The organism is Polaribacter sp. ALD11, assembly GCF_002831685.1.
Classification (GTDB): Bacteria; Bacteroidota; Bacteroidia; order Flavobacteriales; family Flavobacteriaceae; genus Polaribacter.
In genome coordinates, this window is record NZ_CP025119.1 from 3,535,562 (window position 1) to 3,552,663 (window position 17,102).

The window sequence follows — 17,102 nt, forward strand, 5'->3', positions numbered from 1 at the left end:
ATAAACTTTATAAATTAATAAGAGTAAGAAAAAAACGGAATGAGTTAAAACTTTTTTACTGTAAATAATTTTGAAGAGATAAGACCTTAAAAGCTATTTTTATAGATTAAAATGAACATTTTTTAAACAAGAATTCCTTCCCATTTTGCAGAATATAAACCTCTTTACAATTTGTAGGATGTTTAAAATGATATTCCTCTAAAAAATTAAAATCGGTTTTATTTATTGAAAATAAACCTTCAAAATCTTTTTTTCCTCCTGGAGTATATCTTGATATTTTATAAGTTTTAATGTTTATTTTGTCTTCAATTTTAAACCATGCACCACTTCCAATTCCACCTAACCAAGTTCCATTTTTTAACTCGAAAATATCTAAATTAGGCTCTTCAGTTCCTTTCAAATTGGGCTCTCCTTCAAATTTATTAAAAAAAGAAGCTTTGTATTCTTTTACAATAGATCTATTTGTATAATTGGTTATTTTTTGTTCATAAACATTATAAACAGTATCACTGGTATTTGCTTTTAATACATTTCCAATAGGACTTGGGGTTAACAAATTAGATTTTCTCAATTGAATACCAATCTTTTTGTTTGTAGAAGAAGCAATAATTGTATCTGTTACAAAGCGTGCACAATTGGTGCCATTTTTTATAAAAGCGCCATAAGGAATTTCTTTTTCGTCAATTAATTGATGAATAAATGTTTTTGCTTTATGAAAGTCTATTTCTTCATGAATACTAGCTACCAATCTACCATCTCCATGTGTTTTTTCTGGATGATTCTCTATCCAGAGTAAAATTTCTTCTACATTTAATAATTCATCATTTATAAAATTAGCGCTTGCAGAAACTTCTAACTCAGGGTCGGTCTCTTTAGAACGCACGCGGCCATTGCCGTAGGTTGTAATATACCGACCAAAATCAAAATAATTTATTTCAGATTTTCCTTTTTGAAGCAATAATAAAGCAGCATGTCCTGCTTGAACAGCGTGTTGACCGCCAATACCAATTTTAGGCCAAAAATTACTTAAGATTTCCCAATAAGCGGGTCTTACGATGGTATCTGGATAAGAAAGTATAATGATGATTCCATCAGAATTTTGCATTTAATTAATTATTAAAGATGGCTTTTAATAAAATCTGAAAGGTTTTAAAAGCGAAGTAAATGGTAAAAATGATTAGAATTCCTGCAGCAATTATAATAACATAAGATAGTATCTCTTTTGGGGTATCTTTAAACTTTTTTAAAGCCTTAAACCCCATTGTAAGAGAAACAGGTGAAGCAATAAATAGAAAAATTAAAAGACTTAAGTATTTTAAACCTTTTCCTAATAAATTTACATTAGTACTCATTTTTGTAATTTTTTATTGAATTTCTAACATTTCCATACTTTTCGATTAATTCTGCTGCTTCATTTTGGTCGATATTTAATTCATTTGCTAACATCTTTTGACCTCTTTCGACTAACTTATTGTTAGATAACTGCATATCGACCATTTTATTACCTTTTATGCGTCCTAATTGAACCATTGTTGCAGTAGAAATCATGTTTAGTACTAGTTTTTGAGCTGTTCCTGCTTTCATTCTAGAACTTCCTGTTATAAATTCTGAACCGACAACTACTTCAATAGGAAATTGAGCAACATTTGCCAGTGGGCTATCTTTATTGCAGGTAATACAACCTGTAATAATATTGTTATCACTGCATTTTTCTAAAGCAGAAATTACATAAGGTGTTGTACCAGAGGCAGCAATACCTATAACTGCATCTTTGTCTGAAATTTTGTGTTCTTGTAAATCTAACCAACCCTGTGTTTTAGAGTCTTCTGCATTTTCTACAGCTTTTCTAATGGCAATGTCACCACCAGCAATAATACCAACTACAAGTTCATGAGAAACGCCAAAAGTTGGCGGGCATTCGGAAGCGTCTACAACGCCTAGTCTACCAGAAGTTCCAGCACCAATATAAAATAATCTACCTCCATTTTTAAGTTTTTTAATTATAGAATGGGTTAAGGCTTCTATTTGTGGCAAAGATTTTTCAACAGCTAAAGGCACTGTTTTATCTTCGTTATTTATGTTGCTTAACAATTCTTTTACAGACATCTTCTCTAGATGGTTGTACTTAGAATCTTGCTCTGTAGTTTTTATAAAAATCATCATCCAAAAATACTGTTTTTTTGCATGTTTGAATGATGATTTAAACTGAAGTTTTATTTTTTATCTATTAAGTCTATGTCGTAAGTATCTGTTTCAGAAATATGGAAGTAACCTAAAGGAAAATTAGATTCATTTGTTGTGTTTGTTATATTGCCTAATAAAGATGAAGGTGCAGATTGAAAAGGACCACCACCATTTGTACCACTTTGGTTTATTAAAACTCTAAAATAGGTGTAGTATTCTTTTGTAATACCAAATAACTTTATAGTTATGTTTTTAGGGAACTCAATATTTTCATCTTCATAATAATAAGAAAAATTATATTCAGATCCGTTAAAATACCTGTCTTCAATAATAACATAATTATAGGTGTCAATATTAAAAAGGTAATAATTTTCTACTGCTATATTGTCTGTAAATGAGATTTTTAGCTCAATTTGATCTTCAGAGAATAAGGTGTCGTCACCTTGTTGTATGTTGTCAATTTTTGTTGATTTTACTTTTGTCGCTTTACCTTTGTACGTTTCATTGTTATGAATTACTGTTAATTGATAGATGATATCATCTTCTGGAATGAAGGTGTTAATAGGTTTATAGTTACCATCTAAATCTCCATCAACAAAATTAATAACAGCGTTGTCAGATAAATTAGTTAAAAATACAATCGCATTTGTAACGACAGGTATTTCTTCTTCAAAATAATCTGCAGACAACCTTAACTTTACAACAGTATTTGCGGTTGCGGGAGTTTCATCAAATAAAACTTCAAAAGAAGCATCAATTACTAATTTGGGCTCAATTGTAGGCAAATCGACCTCCACTATTTTTTCGCAATTTGCGAAAAAGAGTAAAATTATAAACGGAAATATATATATCTTTTTCATAGTATTAAAAGTTGAAATTATAAGTTACAGAAGGAACAATACCAAAAATTGAGGTTTGAACGGCTTCATTTCTTAATGTTTCTTGATTTTGTCTAAATGCTAAAGAAGCTGCATTTTGTCTTCCATATAAATTATAAATACCAAAAACCCATTCTCCTTGCCATTTTCTGTTTTTATTTTTTTCTGGTGTTAAAGTTGCAGAAATATCTAACCTATGATAGGTTGGAAGTCTGTCTGCATTTCTTCTATTGTCGTCATAAATTGGCACATTTAAACCTTGCATTTCATATTGCCCAACAGGGTAATTTGTTGGTTGCCCTGTTTGAAAAATAAAATTAGAGTTGAATTTCCATTTCTCATTTAGTTTATAACTTGCATTGATAGAAAAGTCATGTGTTTTATCATAAGGTGTACTGTACCACTTGCTATTATTAATTCCTGGTTCATTTGTATTTCTACCTGCTGTTAATTGCTCTGAACGAGATAAGGTATAAGCAATCCATCCTTGAAAATCTCCTTCATTCTTTTTAAACAAAACTTCTAAACCATAAGCTCTTGCTTTTCCGTTTAAAATAACTGTTTCAATTTCATTGTTCGCAATTAGGTTTGCGCCATTTATATAGTCGATTCTATTCTGAATGTCTTTGTAGAAAGCTTCCGTTTCTAACGTATATTTTCCTTCTTTAAAAGACTTGAAATAACCAATGGCATATTGATCTAGTAATTGTGGTTTTATGTATTTACCACTTGGCGTCCAAACATCTAATGGAGTAGGAGATGCAGTGTTAGAAAGCAAGTGTAAATATTGAACCATTCTGTTGTAACTTGCTTTTATAGACGTATTATCATCTAAAGTGTAAGACATCGAAACCCTTGGTTCAAAATTATAAAAACTAGAAATTACATCGTTTCTTTTAAAATTTTCTACTCCTATTGCTTCAGCAGATTCGTATTTTTTAAATTCGTCATTATAAGTTACAGCTTGGTTGTTTTCGTAAACGTTTAATTCCTCTTGACCTAAACGAATAAAATTGCTAAAACGAACGCCATATTGTAGCCTTAAATCATCTGTGATTTTATGTTCTGCATCTATATAAGCAGCAAATTCATTGGCATATTTGTCAATTAATTTTTCTGCAACAATACCAGAATCTTCTCTATTTGGTATAATTTCTCCCGGGTTAAATTTGATGTAAATATTATTAACTCCGTAATTCAATTTTATTTTTTCACTTACATAATGGTTAAAATCATATTTAAGGTTGAAGTTGGTAATACCAGAGTCCCATTCAAAACCAACAAAATCTAGCGTCAATCCGTAGAAATAATCAGAATAAATTAAAGATAGATTTGAGAATAATTTGTCAGTAAAAAGATGATTCCAACGTAAATTACCCACCTTATTTCCATATGTATTTACAAAGTTATCACTAATTCCAAAAACATCTTTTCCAAAATAACCAGAAAAGAAGACACTATTCCTATCATTTATACGATAGTTGATCTTCATATTTAAATCATAAAAATACGCTGTATTATCATTGTCAAAAAGCGGCAAAAAGAGATGTGCATAAGAAGATCTACCACCTATTAAAAAAGAGATTTTTTCTTTTTTAATAGGGCCTTCAATTAATAATCTAGAAGAAACTAAACCAATACCGCCAGTAACATTAAAATCTTTACTGTTTCCTTCTTTTTGATAAATGTCTAATACAGAAGACAACCTTCCGCCGTATTTAGCAGGAATACCACCTTTGTATAATTTTACGTTTTTAATTACATCTGGATTAAATACAGAGAAAAAACCAAATAAATGAGAAGAATTAAAGACAATTGCTTCATCTAATAAAATTAAATTTTGATCTGCTGCACCACCTCTTACATTAAAACCAGAAGCACCTTCACCAGCACTTGTAACCCCTGGTAGAAGTATAAGTGATTTTATAATGTCGGCTTCTCCCAGAACCACTGGAATCTGTTTGATAGTGGATGACGTTAAATTATTAACGCTCATTTGTGGCGTTTTTAAATTCAGTATTTCAATATTACTTTCTATTATAATTTCATCTAAACTTTGTGATTCTTCTTCTAGCTTAAAGTTTTTTGATATTTTTTCTGAAAGTTCTAATGGTTCTATAATTGTGGTATAGCCTAAATAGCTAATCTGTAATTTATAATTTCCTTTGGGTATTGTAATCGAGTAAAAACCATATTCATTTGTGGTTGTACCAGAATTTAATTCAGGAATATAAATGGAAACCCCAATTAAAGTCTCATTATTAGAGTTGTCATAAACAGTTCCGCTAAGTGTAATTTTTTCTTGACTGAGCATTGGTAAACTCATCAAAAAAAAGAGTAGCAGCAATTTTTTTAAGTATAACATTTTTTGTTCAATTGTTAGTTAAATATCTTCAACAAAAATACGACTCTTAAGTGATATTAAAATGTTAAAATTAATTTTTTGAAAAGATTCTAGTTATATATAATATCATTTACTTCTATCTTTTTATTTTTAATGAAATCATACAATGTTAGTCTTCTTAATGTGTAGTAGTCTACCCAAAATTTCTCTAAAGAGTTTAAGTATTGTAAAACAGACCGGTCTTTTTCTTGAAGTGCTAAATTTAAATCTGTTATTGTTATTTTTCCTAAAATAAATCTCTTTTTCGTAATATCATACCTTCTAATAGCAATTTCTTGTGCTTTTCTAGAAGTTTCTAAAAAATTACGTTGATTTTTCCAATTCAAGACATGTAAGTAAATTTCTTGTTCAAACTCTTGTTCATCTTGCTCTATATTTGTGTTTACGAGCTCTTTATTTGCTTCCACCAGTTTTCTTCTAGATTTGGAAACACCCCAATCTAAAATTGGTATATTCAAAGAAACTTTTACTATTTGTTGTTGATTATAATCCATAAACAAATCATTAAAAACACTTCCTTGTTGCGATACGCCAAAATTAGCATCTAACCTAAGTTTTAATCTATTGTTCCCTTTTACTTGGGCAACTTCCTTTTCTGCTTGTAAACGTTTTCTTCTAAACTCTATAACAGCTTTTCTATTCGAGTTGGCTTCTTCTAATGCTTTTTCTACTGTAACAGTAAATATGGTTAACTCTTTAGGTATATTTAATAGTATATTTTCTGTTTCTAAAGCCAAATAACGAGATAAGTTTTGAGAACTTCTCTTCAAAGAAATTTCATTTGTTGTTACGTTGTTTTTAGAATTCAACACAGATAATTCGATCTGAAGTAAATCGTTTTCTGCAATTTTCCCCATTCTAAATCTTCCTTTAGCTATTTGAAATAATGTATCTTGATTTGATAAATTAGAAATCGCAATTTTTGTTTGCATTTGAGCTTTTAATAAAGCAAAATACTTTCTAGAAGTATTTAAAGAGATCTGTTCCATCCTTTCTATAAATTCTCGTTTTGCTTCTTCGTAAATTAAAGGTTCAATTTTTTTATTCCATTTAAATTCATTGTAAAATAAAGAATTTTGACTGTAATTTATTGAGAAAGGAATTACTGCAAATCTTTTACTGTTATCAGAAAAACGATCTATTCTTTCTAGTTGAGAACTAAATGATAATGTACCACCTGTAAAAGCAATATTTTGATCTAAAGACAATACACCTTCTAGTCTAGATTGGTTTGTTTTTACAAATATATCTTCTCCGTTATCATTTGTAAGTCTATTAATTGAATTTGAATAAGATGGTAAAGTAGCTTTTAATCCTAATTGAGGTAAAAAGCTGGCTTTATAATTTCTGTAACGCCAATAACTTGCTTGGTTTTGGTTTAACAATGTTTTATAATCTGGAGATTTTTCTTGCGCAATTGCAATTGCTTGTTCTAATGTAATCGCCTTTTTTACTTGTCCAAAATTGATTCCTGTTATAAGAAAGCAAAGTAATATAATAATTTTTTTCATAGTTTTATTCATGTCTAATAGCTTCTATAGGACTTTTGTTAGCAGCGGCTTTTGCAGGAGCAATTCCGAAAATTAAGCCAACAAGAGTGGCTACAAAAAAGGATAATAAGATGGAACTTAAAGATAAAATGGTTTCAATACCGGTAGTAATTTCGAGAATATAGGAGGCAAAAATACCTAAGAATATTCCTACAATTCCGCCACCAACACTTACTAAAACAGATTCTGTTAAGAATTGTAGAATTACATCTTCTTGTGTTGCCCCAATTGCTCTAATAATTCCAATTTCTTTGGTTCTCTCTAAAACGGATGCTAGCATAATATTCATAATTCCAATACCACCAATTAATAAAGAAATTCCTGCAATTATACTTAGTACAATATTAAATATTTGTTTGGTTTTTTGTTGTTGCTTTAACAATTGAATAGGAATAGAAATTTCAAAATCTAACATATCATTATGCCTTCTTTTTAACATTCTACTCAAAACATCTGCAGTTGCATTTAATTCTGTTGAATTATTAACTTGTACAACTAATTTGTCTATTTGATGATAATTACCTCTTGGGATTCTCTTCTTAGGGCCTTGTTGATTTCCGATCATAACAACTCCTCCACTAAAATCGATGGGCTCGTCACTAATAATTTTACGATCTTTATAACGAACTAAAAAAGTTTTTATAGGGATATAAACATCTTGGTTCATATCTCTAATACCTAAATTTTCTTGTGCATTTTCTGAAATAAATTTTTCTTCAATTACACCAATTACCTGTAGCCAAACATCTTTTACTTTAATATGTTTGCCAATAGCACTTTCTCCTGTAAATAATTTTTTTTCTATTTTTTTTCCTATAATACAAACAGGAAGTGAGTTTTCTGACTGTGCTTTAGAAAAGTTTTTACCACTTTCTATTGCAATGTTGGTCGTTGCAAAATAAGCTTTAGAAACACCAATTAGTTTTACAGAACTTTGTCTTCCTTTTTTAATTACATAGGTTTCTAAAACTATTTCTGGACTAACTGTTTTAACAGAAGGCACGTTTTTTCGGATGCTCATAACATCTAACATGTCTAAACCTTTAGAAAAACGTTTAGCAGATATCAGTCCATTATCATTTCCTTCTTCGTTTTCATTTTCTTTTTTATCAGGGATAGGAGTGATAACAATATTATTTACCCCAACTAATTCTAATTGTGCTAAAATTTCTTTTTCAGCACCATTACCAATAGCTAGCATTGTAATTACTGCTGCAACACCAAAAATAATTCCTAAAGATGTAAGCAGTGTTCTAATTTTATTGGCTAAAATGACACGAACAGCTTCACTAAAATTAGATTTTAGTTTTTCAATATAGATTTTGTCTAACATAAAAACTAATTTAATTTTGCTATTTGTTCTTTGTCATAACCCTCTGGTTTGTTTAAGTAAATAACATCGTTTTCTGCTAACCCGTCTGTAATTATTACAGAATCATTATTAGAATCGCCAATTTTTATTTCTTTTTTTATAATAGAAAATCCAGTTTTTTTATACACATACGTTATAGAATCTTTGGAGAAAATAGCTTCTAATGGAATACTTAAAACATCTTTTCTTTCGAAAGTTAGTATTTTGTTTGAAGTTGTCATTCCTGGTCTAATATTATCATTGGTGCCATTTAATTTTATCAAAACCTGAAAAACTTTAATATCAGAGCCTCTTTTCTTTTCACCAACATTTGCAACACTAGTCACAATTCCTTCCATTTCTATGTCAGGAAAGGCGTCAAATCCAATTTTTACAGGCAGTCCTTTTTTTACTTTTCTAATATCAACTTCATTTGCGTAGGTTTTAGATTCCATTTTAGTTAAATCTGGTAAACTTGCTATTGTAGTATTCCAAGGATTTATTGAAGAGCCAACTTTCTTTTTTGTACCATCCCAGTCTTTATCATAAGTAATCATTCCGTTACCATCAGAATAAATAGTAAAAGATTTTAATAAATCTAATAAGTCGTTTAGGTTTTTATTAATTTTAGATACAGAATTACCAACTTCGACCATTTTTGCATTGGCCTGCCTTTTTTTTATGGTATAGTTTTCTAGCTTTTCCTTTAAACCTCTTTCTGCTTTTTCTAAACTGATCTCTAATTTTTTTATAGTTGCAGGTGGTTCATATATAGATTGTTTTAATTCTAGTTTGGTTTCTTCCATGCTAAAACGTAAATCTCTAATATAATTTCTTTCTTCCTTAAGAGATAATGTAGTGTCTAATTGCTGTTGCGTGTATTTAGATTGTGATGTTTCTAAGTTTAAACGGGCATCAAGTATTTGTTCATTAACACTACTTGGGTCTAATCTACCAACGTAATCCCCTTTTTTTACAATGGTTCCTTCTGCAACTAGATCTTGTATCTTTAAGTTGTTTAGCCTAAACTTCCTAAGATTATCAGGGCCGTTAATTTTTTTAGAACTTGTAGATTGTGCTTCACCAGAAGTGATTACTTCACTTATAAAATCACCTTTTTTAACTTGTGATGTTAAGTAAATACTGCCATCTGAAGATGGGGTAAAATAACGATATCCTACATAGATTAACGTAAGTGTAAGAACACCTATAATAGCAATTTTTTTCTTTTTCATTTTCATTTAGTTTGGAAAAACCAAAGCTAAATAAAAAAGAGTGCTAGTTAGCACTCTTTATGTTAATGTTTTAGATAAATTAAATACTTTCTAAAATAGTATTTAGTGTATTATTTGGTCTCATTGCAGCATCAGCTAAACTTTCGTTTGGTTGATAATAACCACCAATATTTACAGGGTTTCCTTGCGCTTTATTTAATTCTGAAACTATTTTTGCTTCATTAGCTTTTAACTCATCTGCTATTTTAGAAAAAGTGGCTTTTAATTCTGCATCTTTATCTTGATTAGCTAAACCTTCTGCCCAATACATTGCCAAGTATAAATGACTTCCTCTGTTGTCTAATTCTCCTGCCTTTCTAGAAGGAGATTTATCATTTTCTAAAAATTTATCTGTAGCATCATCTAACGTTTCAGCTAAGATTAAGGCTTTAGAATTATTTTTTGTAGTTCCTAAATGATCTAAAGAAACAGCTAATGCTAAAAACTCACCTAAAGAATCCCAACGTAAGTGGTTTTCTTCTAAGAATTGTTGCACATGTTTAGGAGCAGAACCTCCTGCACCAGTTTCAAACAAGCCACCACCGTTCATTAAAGGAACAATCGATAACATTTTTGCAGAAGTACCAACTTCTAATATTGGAAATAAATCTGTTAAGTAATCTCTTAAAACGTTACCAGAGACAGAGATAGTATCTTCTCCTTTTACAATTCTTTCTAAAGTGAATTCAGTTGCTTTTATTGGTGATAAAATTCTGATATCCAATCCAGAAGTATCATGTTCTGGTAAATATTTTTTTACTTTTTTAATAATCTCAGCATCATGTGCTCTATTTTTATCTAACCAGAAAACAGCTGGTGTTTCAGAAGCTCTTGCTCTTGTAACAGCTAATTTAATCCAATCTTGAATTGGTAAATCTTTCGCTTGACACATTCTCCAGATATCTCCAGATTCAACTGCATGTTCAAGTAAAGTCTTTCCATTGTTATCTAAAACGACAACTTTTCCGTCTTTAGCTATTTCAAAGGTTTTATCATGAGAACCATATTCTTCTGCTTTTTGTGCCATTAAACCAACGTTAGGAACCGTTCCCATGGTTGTAGGGTCGAATGCGCCGTGTTTTTTACAGAAATCGATAGTTGCAGAGTAGATTCCTGCATAAGAACTATCAGGAATAATTGCTTTTGTGTCTTGTAATTTTCCTTCAGAATTATACATTTGCCCAGAAGTTCTTATCATAGCTGGCATAGAAGCATCTATAATTACGTCTGATGGTACATGTAAATTAGTAATTCCTCTATCTGAATTTACCATTGCTAATTCTGGTCCATGATCTAAAGCATATCTTATTTCATTTCTTATTTCATCACGCTTTTCTTTTGGTAATTCACTCAGTTTACTAAGAAGATTTCCTAAACCATTATTTACATCTGCACCAATTTTCTTAAAGGTTTTTCCATGTTTTTTAAATAAATCGTCAAAAAACACACGAACTGCGTGACCAAAAATAATAGGATCACTTACTTTCATCATAGTTGCTTTCATGTGTAAAGAAAATAATACATTCTTATCTAAAGAATCTTCATATTGCTCTTCTAAAAAAGAAATTAATGCTTTTTTACTCATTATAGTAGCATCAATAATTTCACCTTCTAAAAGGTCCAATTTTTCTTTTAAAACTGTTTTAGTTCCATCTTCTGCAATATGAATAATACTTATAGAAGTTGCATTTTTTGTAGTTATAGATTTTTCGTTATTAGCAAAATCTCCTTCACTCATGGTTGCAACATGTGTTTTAGAATCTGCAGACCAAGCCCCCATAGAATGTGGGTTTTTACGTGCATAATTCTTTATTGCTTTTGGTGCTCTTCTGTCTGAATTTCCTTCACGTAAAACAGGGTTTACAGCAGAACCTTTCACTTTATTATACAACGCTAAAATAGCTTTGTCTTCGTCTGTTTCTGTTTCTTCAGGGTAGTTTGGAAGTGCATAACCTTTTTCTTGTAATTCTGTAATAGCCTCTTTTAATTGAGGTACAGAGGCACTAATGTTTGGTAATTTTATAATATTTGCATCTGGGTGTTTTGCTAAATCCCCTAATACAGCTAAAGCATCTTCTACCTTTTGATCTTCATTTAAATACTCAGAAAAATTTGCTAAAATTCTCGATGCAAGTGAAATATCTTTTACTTCTATTTCTATATTAGAGGTTTTGGTAAAAGCTTTTACAATTGGTAAAAAAGAACGGGTTGCTAAAGCGGGTGCTTCATCTGTTTTTGTATATATTATCTTAGCTGTTTTGCTCATGTAAATTGTATTTAAAGTTGTATATATAAAATTGCTTTCTCAGTAAAAAATAATTAATTAAGAAGGCGAACAAATTTAAGAATTTAAGTTGATATTTTTAGTGGTAAAATGCTTTTAATTAGTAGGTTTTGTTGCATTATTAACAATTTTTGAAATCGATTTCTTAGAAGTTAAAAATAAAAGCCATATCAAACAATTTCTTGTTGAGATATGGCTTATTTGAAATAATATTGAAACTACTTTGCATTGCTACAAAATAAATAAGAGTACACTTATATTTCTATCTCTAAAAAGAAATTATACCTAACTATTTCATTATCGAAACATACTTAATTCTAAAGAAGATTGTTGTTTTTTTAGAATTTTAGCAATGTTTCTATTGTTATAGATAAAAAATATTTTCTAAAAAAAAACTTTTTATAGCTATACATCTTTAGTTTTTTCTAAATAAACAATATATAAAGAACGTTACTTCATAAGTTTACTTTAATTTCTGTTAAGTATTTTAAATATTTAACAAGGTTAATCTATTTGTAAACTCTGTTATAAATATAGAATTGATTTGTAAGGGAAATTATTTTTTAACTAATTATTAATCAACACAATGTTAACTGTAGTTGTTAACATTTGTTCATTAAAAAAAGCGTTGTAATTAAACAACGCTTTTTAGTTTCTTTATAAATTGAAGAATTATCTTCTTTTTTCAGTAATTCTAGCTTTTTTACCAGTAAGACCTCTAAAGTAAAAGATTCTAGCTCTACGAACTTTACCTCTTTTGTTAACTTCAATTTTTTGAATAGAAGGTAAGTTTACAGGAAAAATTCTTTCTACACCTACAGTACCAGACATTTTTCTGATTGTAAATGTTTCAGAAGCTGCAATACCTCTTCTTTGGATAACTACACCTCTAAAAAACTGAGTACGTACTTTTTCCCCTTCCTTAATTTCGTAATAAACAGTGATTGTATCACCAGCACCAAATTCTGCAAATTCTTTTTTTGCTACAAATTCGTCTTGTACAAATTTTACTAAAGATTCCATATCTTTTAATTTAATTGATTTTTGTAAAACAACGTTCACGATATCTTCGTCAGAGGTTAATTTAGCGTTTGCAAAAGTAATGCTTTTTTTTTATTTGAAAATCTAAAGTAAGATTTATTTTGTGTTAATATTTCTTCGTTTTTAAATTAAGAAATTACTGTTTTACAGATAATTACCTTCTCAGAGTTTATGTTTTCTTAAAGATATATTCATATCTCCTTTTATAATTAGTCTTATTTTTCATTTTATTTATTTAAATATTTATAAAAAGAGTAAAGTACAATTTACCTGTGTTAAAGTAGTAGTAGACGTTCATTAATAAATACTCAACACTTATAAAATGGTTGTTTTGTTAAACCTTCTATTGCTGTTTATTTGTCGTGTTATTTTTTGTGAAACATTAAATATGATTGCTAACAAAATATAGATCATTAAAATAAATACCTTATTACAAGAGCAAAATGAGTTGTTCTTAAATTTAAATTATATGGAATTAATTACAAGTCTTAATAAAAAAACGAATAGAATAAACTTCAGTAGATTATTTAAAATAAGACACAATGCTTTGTCAATTTTAAAGGATATTAAAAAAGAAATTTTTATAATTTATAGTTCTTTTTTTTTCCTATCGTTAAGTTTTGTCTTGCTTTATAATAAGTTTTCTCTTCATTTAAGAATAAATCAGTTTCATACTTCCTTTTTAGATATTCTTTTTAAATATAGTACTTTCTTAGGAGATGGAGTTGTCTTTGCTGTTTTAGGAGTTGTTTTTTTATTTATTAAAAGAAAGATGTTTTTAGTGTTTCTAGTAAGTGGTGTTTTAACACTGTTGGTTACACACTTTTTTAAAAAAATAATTTTTAAAGGAATATTAAGACCTGCAGGTGCTTTAGGTGAAGAGAACTTGTACTTAATTGATGGAGTTAAAATGGCAATGGTAAATTCTTTTCCTTCTGGACATACAATAACAACATTTGCAGTTTTTACTATTTTATGCCTTTATTTTACTAAAAGCAAATCTCAATATCTTTGGGTTTCTTTAGCTATAATTGCAGGGTTTTCTAGAGTATATCTATCTCAACATTTTCTTATAGATATTTTAGTAGGATCTTTTATTGGTATCTTAATAGGTGTAGTTAGTATGTCTTTTTTTTTTAAACCCAAAAAGATTCATTAATGCAAATATCTTATGGTAAGGCCACCTATATTTTAATAGCAATAAGTATAATTGTTCGTTTATTTTTAGGAAATCAATTAGAATTTGGTAATGATGAAGTGTATTATTGGCTGTATGCAAAATACCCGGATATTAGTCATTTTGATCACCCAGCAATGGTTGGACTTTTTATTCAGTTTTTCACATTAGATCTTTTTTTTGACTCTGAACTAGCAATTCGATTAGCTGCAATTATTCCTGCAAGTATTTCTATGTATGTGGTTTTTCTAATAGGGCAATATATTAAGGACGATTTTGTAGGTTTTATAAGTGTGTTGCTTTTTAATATTAGTATTTATGCTTTCATTATTTCTGGCACATTTATTTTACCAGATGCGCCAATGGTTTTGTTTTGGTTGTTGAGTTTTTATTTTTTGATACAAGTAATTCCCGAACCGCCCCAAAAAAAAAATACATTAAAACTGCTTTTGGGTTTTTTATCTATTGGTTTGGCTATTTATTCTAAATATCAATCTGTATTTTTACTTTTAGGAGTTGTTTTGTATGTATTGTTTTTTAATAGGTGTTGGTTAAAGAAATGGAAGTTTTACATTGCTTTTGTTTTTCCGATATTAGCTATAGGTGTTATTATTTATTGGAATTATCAAAACGATTTTATCAGTTACAAGTTTCATAATAATAGAGTTTCATTGTTAAGTCTGTCATTTAATAAGGATTCTTTTCTGAGAGAAATTTTAGGGCAATTCGTTTATAACAATCCGTATATTTTTGTTTCTATTGTTTTAATGATGATTGCACTTATTAAAAAGAAGTTTCTTTTTGATAAAAAAATGATAAGCTTCTTTTTATTGTTCTCATTGCCATTAATAGCAACAACTACCTACTTGTCTTTTTCTAGAAATACTTTGCCTCATTGGTCTGGTATTTCTTACGTAACTTTAATTCCGTTATTAGCGGTCTACGTTTCAACAAAGAAAAATATAAGTAGAAAATTAATAATTGGATTTACTTTTTTAACTGTTTTATTAAGTTTTATAAGCTTAGAAATTAATAATGGATGGTTCTTGCCTACACAAGAATCAGATAAAAATGAAACCTTAGGTAGAAAAGATGCGTTAATGGATATGTATGGTTGGCAACAAGCATCTAAAAAGATAACAAAAATATTAACAGAAAACGAACTGACACATTTGCCGATAATTTCTGATAATTGGTATCCAGCAGCTCATATAGATTATTATTTTGCGAGACCCAATAATATGTTGGTTTATGGAGTAGGTGAGCTGTCAAAAATCCATAAGTACTATTGGATTAATAAAGAAAATCCTAAATTAAATAATAAGGAAGTCTTATATATTACAGATAGCAGAAATTATAGAGATCCAAAGGAAGTTTATAGCAAACTTTTTAATGAATTTAATTTAATTGAAACCATACCGATTATTAGAAACAAAAAAACGGTTAAATATATTTTTATTTATCAGTTGATAAAATAGTAGCCCTGTAATCCTCGCAATAAAAGACCCAGAATTTCCGACGCTCTTTACCATTTATTTTAATGATAATGGGTGTTAATTCAGTTACATTTTTAAAGTGAGAACTTAATAAAGAGTCAATTTCGCCTAACTTCTCTTTGTTTTTAAAACGTTTATCAGAATCTATAAAAAGTGCATTCTTGCCTCTTAAGGTTGCTAAATTATCGCCTAAATAATCAAAATGTAACGCAGGCAAACCAATAATGTTTTGTGCATACACTTTGTCATCCATAAAAAAATTTAAGCAAGCAGCTGTTTTATAGCTATCATTAGAAAAGATAAAAGTGTCTGTATATTTCTCTTGTAATTTCTCTGTTTCTAAAGCCAATTCTTTCCAACCAACCCAAGTATCATCACTTTTAATTGGCACTAAATAAAACAAGATTTGCAAGCTTACAAGTACATGAAATACTATAGATAAGATAAGTTGAATTTTTAATAATTTCTTGTTGATAAACATTCCTGCTAAAATAATACCTGTAATATAAGAAGGCATCATCCAATTCAATTTTACCCAATAAATAGGGGTAATAAGAAAGAAGCCAACAAAAGTAGGTGCAAAAAAAGCTAATAGAAACAACGTTTTAGAACTTGGAAGCTTAAATTTTAACAAAGCTCTTTTTAAATATTTAAAAGTGAAGGTAATAATCACTAAAAATAAAACGGGCAATAATAAAAACATTTGATGGCCAATTGCGCCAAAGAAATTTTCAGGAGAAATTTTAAACTCTGAAATAGAACTTGTTCTTTCGGAAGATTGAAAAGCAAACGAAGCAAATTCATTTTGATAATTCCAATACCAAACAGGGTATGTTACTGCTACAGAAGTTATAATGGAAAACCATACCCATGGAGATAGCAATAACTTTCTGTATTTATTTGAAAAAACCAGAAATAAAATTAAACCAATTTGTAATAATAACGCTGTGTATTTACTATTAAAGGCGAGTCCCATTGCAATTCCGCCTAAAATGAAGAACCATTTCTTTTCTTCGAAAATAGCTTTGTAGAGAAATATTAAACTCAAGGTCCAGAACAGTAAAAGTGGTACGTCTGGTGTAGAATTAAAAGATAAAATAGAAATAAATATGGTAGAAGCCAGTAAAACAAAAGCTCTTTGTAGTTTTTGTTTTGATAGAAAATAGGAAGCTAACTTGTAAAAACTAAGAATTGTAAGTGAGGTAATAAAAAAATCTGCAAACTTTACAACAAATATTGAAGTGCCAAAAACGTCCGTAAAAAAACGTAATATATACCCAATCATTCCTGGATGATCAAAATACGAAAGCGATAAATTTTGTCCGTATAAATAATAATACGCATCTTGAGGCATTAAGCCCATAAAAGGTAGTAAAAGTAGCCTAAATATTTGAAAACCTAAAACCCAAGAAATGGCTTTGTTGTTTTTTATAAAAGTTTTTATTGTGTCCAAAATGAATCGT

The 17,102-nt window shown here is 29.0% G+C and carries 13 protein-coding genes; 2 read left to right on the forward strand and 11 right to left on the reverse strand.

Annotation, left to right across the window (positions count from 1 at the left end; translation table 11 throughout):
- Nucleotides 1-106: 106 nt before the first annotated feature.
- From CW731_RS15350 to rplS, 10 genes are all read right to left on the reverse strand, one after another.
- A complete protein-coding gene (locus tag CW731_RS15350) occupies nucleotides 107-1,105 on the reverse strand; it encodes a DUF6695 family protein (protein WP_100947551.1) in 999 nt (332 codons plus the stop codon).
- Between the two features lie 4 nt (nucleotides 1,106-1,109).
- Nucleotides 1,110-1,352, reverse strand: coding sequence for a DUF6095 family protein (locus CW731_RS15355; protein WP_100947552.1), 243 nt, complete (start codon nucleotides 1,350-1,352; stop codon nucleotides 1,110-1,112).
- Nucleotides 1,342-2,160: an N-acetylmuramic acid 6-phosphate etherase gene (gene murQ / locus CW731_RS15360; RefSeq protein WP_100947553.1), complete on the reverse strand. Its 819-nt coding sequence runs from the start codon at nucleotides 2,158-2,160 to the stop codon at nucleotides 1,342-1,344. Before murQ ends, CW731_RS15355 begins: the two co-directional genes overlap by 11 nt.
- Nucleotides 2,161-2,213: 53 nt before the next feature.
- The gene (locus CW731_RS15365) at nucleotides 2,214-3,044 is read right to left on the reverse strand and encodes a DUF4249 family protein (RefSeq protein WP_100947554.1); all 831 of its coding nucleotides are present in this window, start codon (nucleotides 3,042-3,044) and stop codon (nucleotides 2,214-2,216) included.
- Nucleotides 3,045-3,048: 4 nt separating this feature from the next.
- Complete coding sequence (locus CW731_RS15370; RefSeq protein WP_100947555.1) at nucleotides 3,049-5,427, reverse strand: TonB-dependent receptor; 2,379 nt, start codon at nucleotides 5,425-5,427, stop codon at nucleotides 3,049-3,051.
- Between the two features lie 89 nt (nucleotides 5,428-5,516).
- A complete protein-coding gene (locus tag CW731_RS15375) occupies nucleotides 5,517-6,977 on the reverse strand; it encodes a TolC family protein (RefSeq protein WP_100947739.1) in 1,461 nt (486 codons plus the stop codon).
- A 4-nt stretch (nucleotides 6,978-6,981) separates the two neighbouring features.
- Nucleotides 6,982-8,349 carry an ABC transporter permease gene (locus CW731_RS15380; protein WP_100947556.1) on the reverse strand — a complete coding sequence of 456 codons (1,368 nt, stop codon included), beginning with the start codon at nucleotides 8,347-8,349 and terminating at the stop codon, nucleotides 6,982-6,984.
- A 5-nt stretch (nucleotides 8,350-8,354) separates the two neighbouring features.
- Nucleotides 8,355-9,602: an efflux RND transporter periplasmic adaptor subunit gene (locus tag CW731_RS15385; protein WP_100947740.1), complete on the reverse strand. Its 1,248-nt coding sequence runs from the start codon at nucleotides 9,600-9,602 to the stop codon at nucleotides 8,355-8,357.
- Nucleotides 9,603-9,681: 79 nt separating this feature from the next.
- The gene (locus CW731_RS15390) at nucleotides 9,682-11,907 is read right to left on the reverse strand and encodes an NADP-dependent isocitrate dehydrogenase (RefSeq protein ID WP_100947557.1); all 2,226 of its coding nucleotides are present in this window, start codon (nucleotides 11,905-11,907) and stop codon (nucleotides 9,682-9,684) included.
- Nucleotides 11,908-12,597: 690 nt separating this feature from the next.
- Nucleotides 12,598-12,948, reverse strand: coding sequence for a 50S ribosomal protein L19 (rplS, locus tag CW731_RS15395; protein WP_100947741.1), 351 nt, complete (start codon nucleotides 12,946-12,948; stop codon nucleotides 12,598-12,600).
- A 487-nt stretch (nucleotides 12,949-13,435) separates the two neighbouring features.
- Between rplS and CW731_RS15400 the strand changes: the two genes are divergently transcribed.
- Complete coding sequence (locus tag CW731_RS15400; protein ID WP_100947558.1) at nucleotides 13,436-14,125, forward strand: phosphatase PAP2 family protein; 690 nt, start codon at nucleotides 13,436-13,438, stop codon at nucleotides 14,123-14,125.
- Nucleotides 14,125-15,621: a glycosyltransferase family 39 protein gene (locus tag CW731_RS15405; RefSeq protein WP_100947559.1), complete on the forward strand. Its 1,497-nt coding sequence runs from the start codon at nucleotides 14,125-14,127 to the stop codon at nucleotides 15,619-15,621. Before CW731_RS15400 ends, CW731_RS15405 begins: the two co-directional genes overlap by 1 nt.
- Here CW731_RS15405 and CW731_RS15410 read toward each other — a convergent pair.
- Nucleotides 15,599-17,092: a glycosyltransferase family 39 protein gene (locus CW731_RS15410; RefSeq protein WP_198519834.1), complete on the reverse strand. Its 1,494-nt coding sequence runs from the start codon at nucleotides 17,090-17,092 to the stop codon at nucleotides 15,599-15,601. The genes CW731_RS15405 and CW731_RS15410 overlap by 23 nt on opposite strands.
- Nucleotides 17,093-17,102: the final 10 nt, after the last annotated feature.

Excerpts from the sequence above, each read along its gene's own strand:
- CW731_RS15405 (WP_100947559.1), top strand. The coding sequence starts at position 14,125 with ATGCAAATATCTTATGGTAAGGCCACCTATATTTTAATAGCAATAAGT.
- CW731_RS15375 (WP_100947739.1), bottom strand. The coding sequence starts at position 6,977 with ATGAAAAAAATTATTATATTACTTTGCTTTCTTATAACAGGAATCAAT.
- CW731_RS15355 (WP_100947552.1), bottom strand. The coding sequence starts at position 1,352 with ATGAGTACTAATGTAAATTTATTAGGAAAAGGTTTAAAATACTTAAGT.
- CW731_RS15390 (WP_100947557.1), bottom strand. The coding sequence starts at position 11,907 with ATGAGCAAAACAGCTAAGATAATATATACAAAAACAGATGAAGCACCC.
- CW731_RS15380 (WP_100947556.1), bottom strand. The coding sequence starts at position 8,349 with ATGTTAGACAAAATCTATATTGAAAAACTAAAATCTAATTTTAGTGAA.
- CW731_RS15365 (WP_100947554.1), bottom strand. The coding sequence starts at position 3,044 with ATGAAAAAGATATATATATTTCCGTTTATAATTTTACTCTTTTTCGCA.
- rplS (WP_100947741.1), bottom strand. The coding sequence starts at position 12,948 with ATGGAATCTTTAGTAAAATTTGTACAAGACGAATTTGTAGCAAAAAAA.
- CW731_RS15385 (WP_100947740.1), bottom strand. The coding sequence starts at position 9,602 with ATGAAAAAGAAAAAAATTGCTATTATAGGTGTTCTTACACTTACGTTA.
- murQ (WP_100947553.1), bottom strand. The coding sequence starts at position 2,160 with ATGATTTTTATAAAAACTACAGAGCAAGATTCTAAGTACAACCATCTA.
- CW731_RS15400 (WP_100947558.1), top strand. The coding sequence starts at position 13,436 with ATGGAATTAATTACAAGTCTTAATAAAAAAACGAATAGAATAAACTTC.
- CW731_RS15370 (WP_100947555.1), bottom strand. The coding sequence starts at position 5,427 with ATGTTATACTTAAAAAAATTGCTGCTACTCTTTTTTTTGATGAGTTTA.
- CW731_RS15350 (WP_100947551.1), bottom strand. The coding sequence starts at position 1,105 with ATGCAAAATTCTGATGGAATCATCATTATACTTTCTTATCCAGATACC.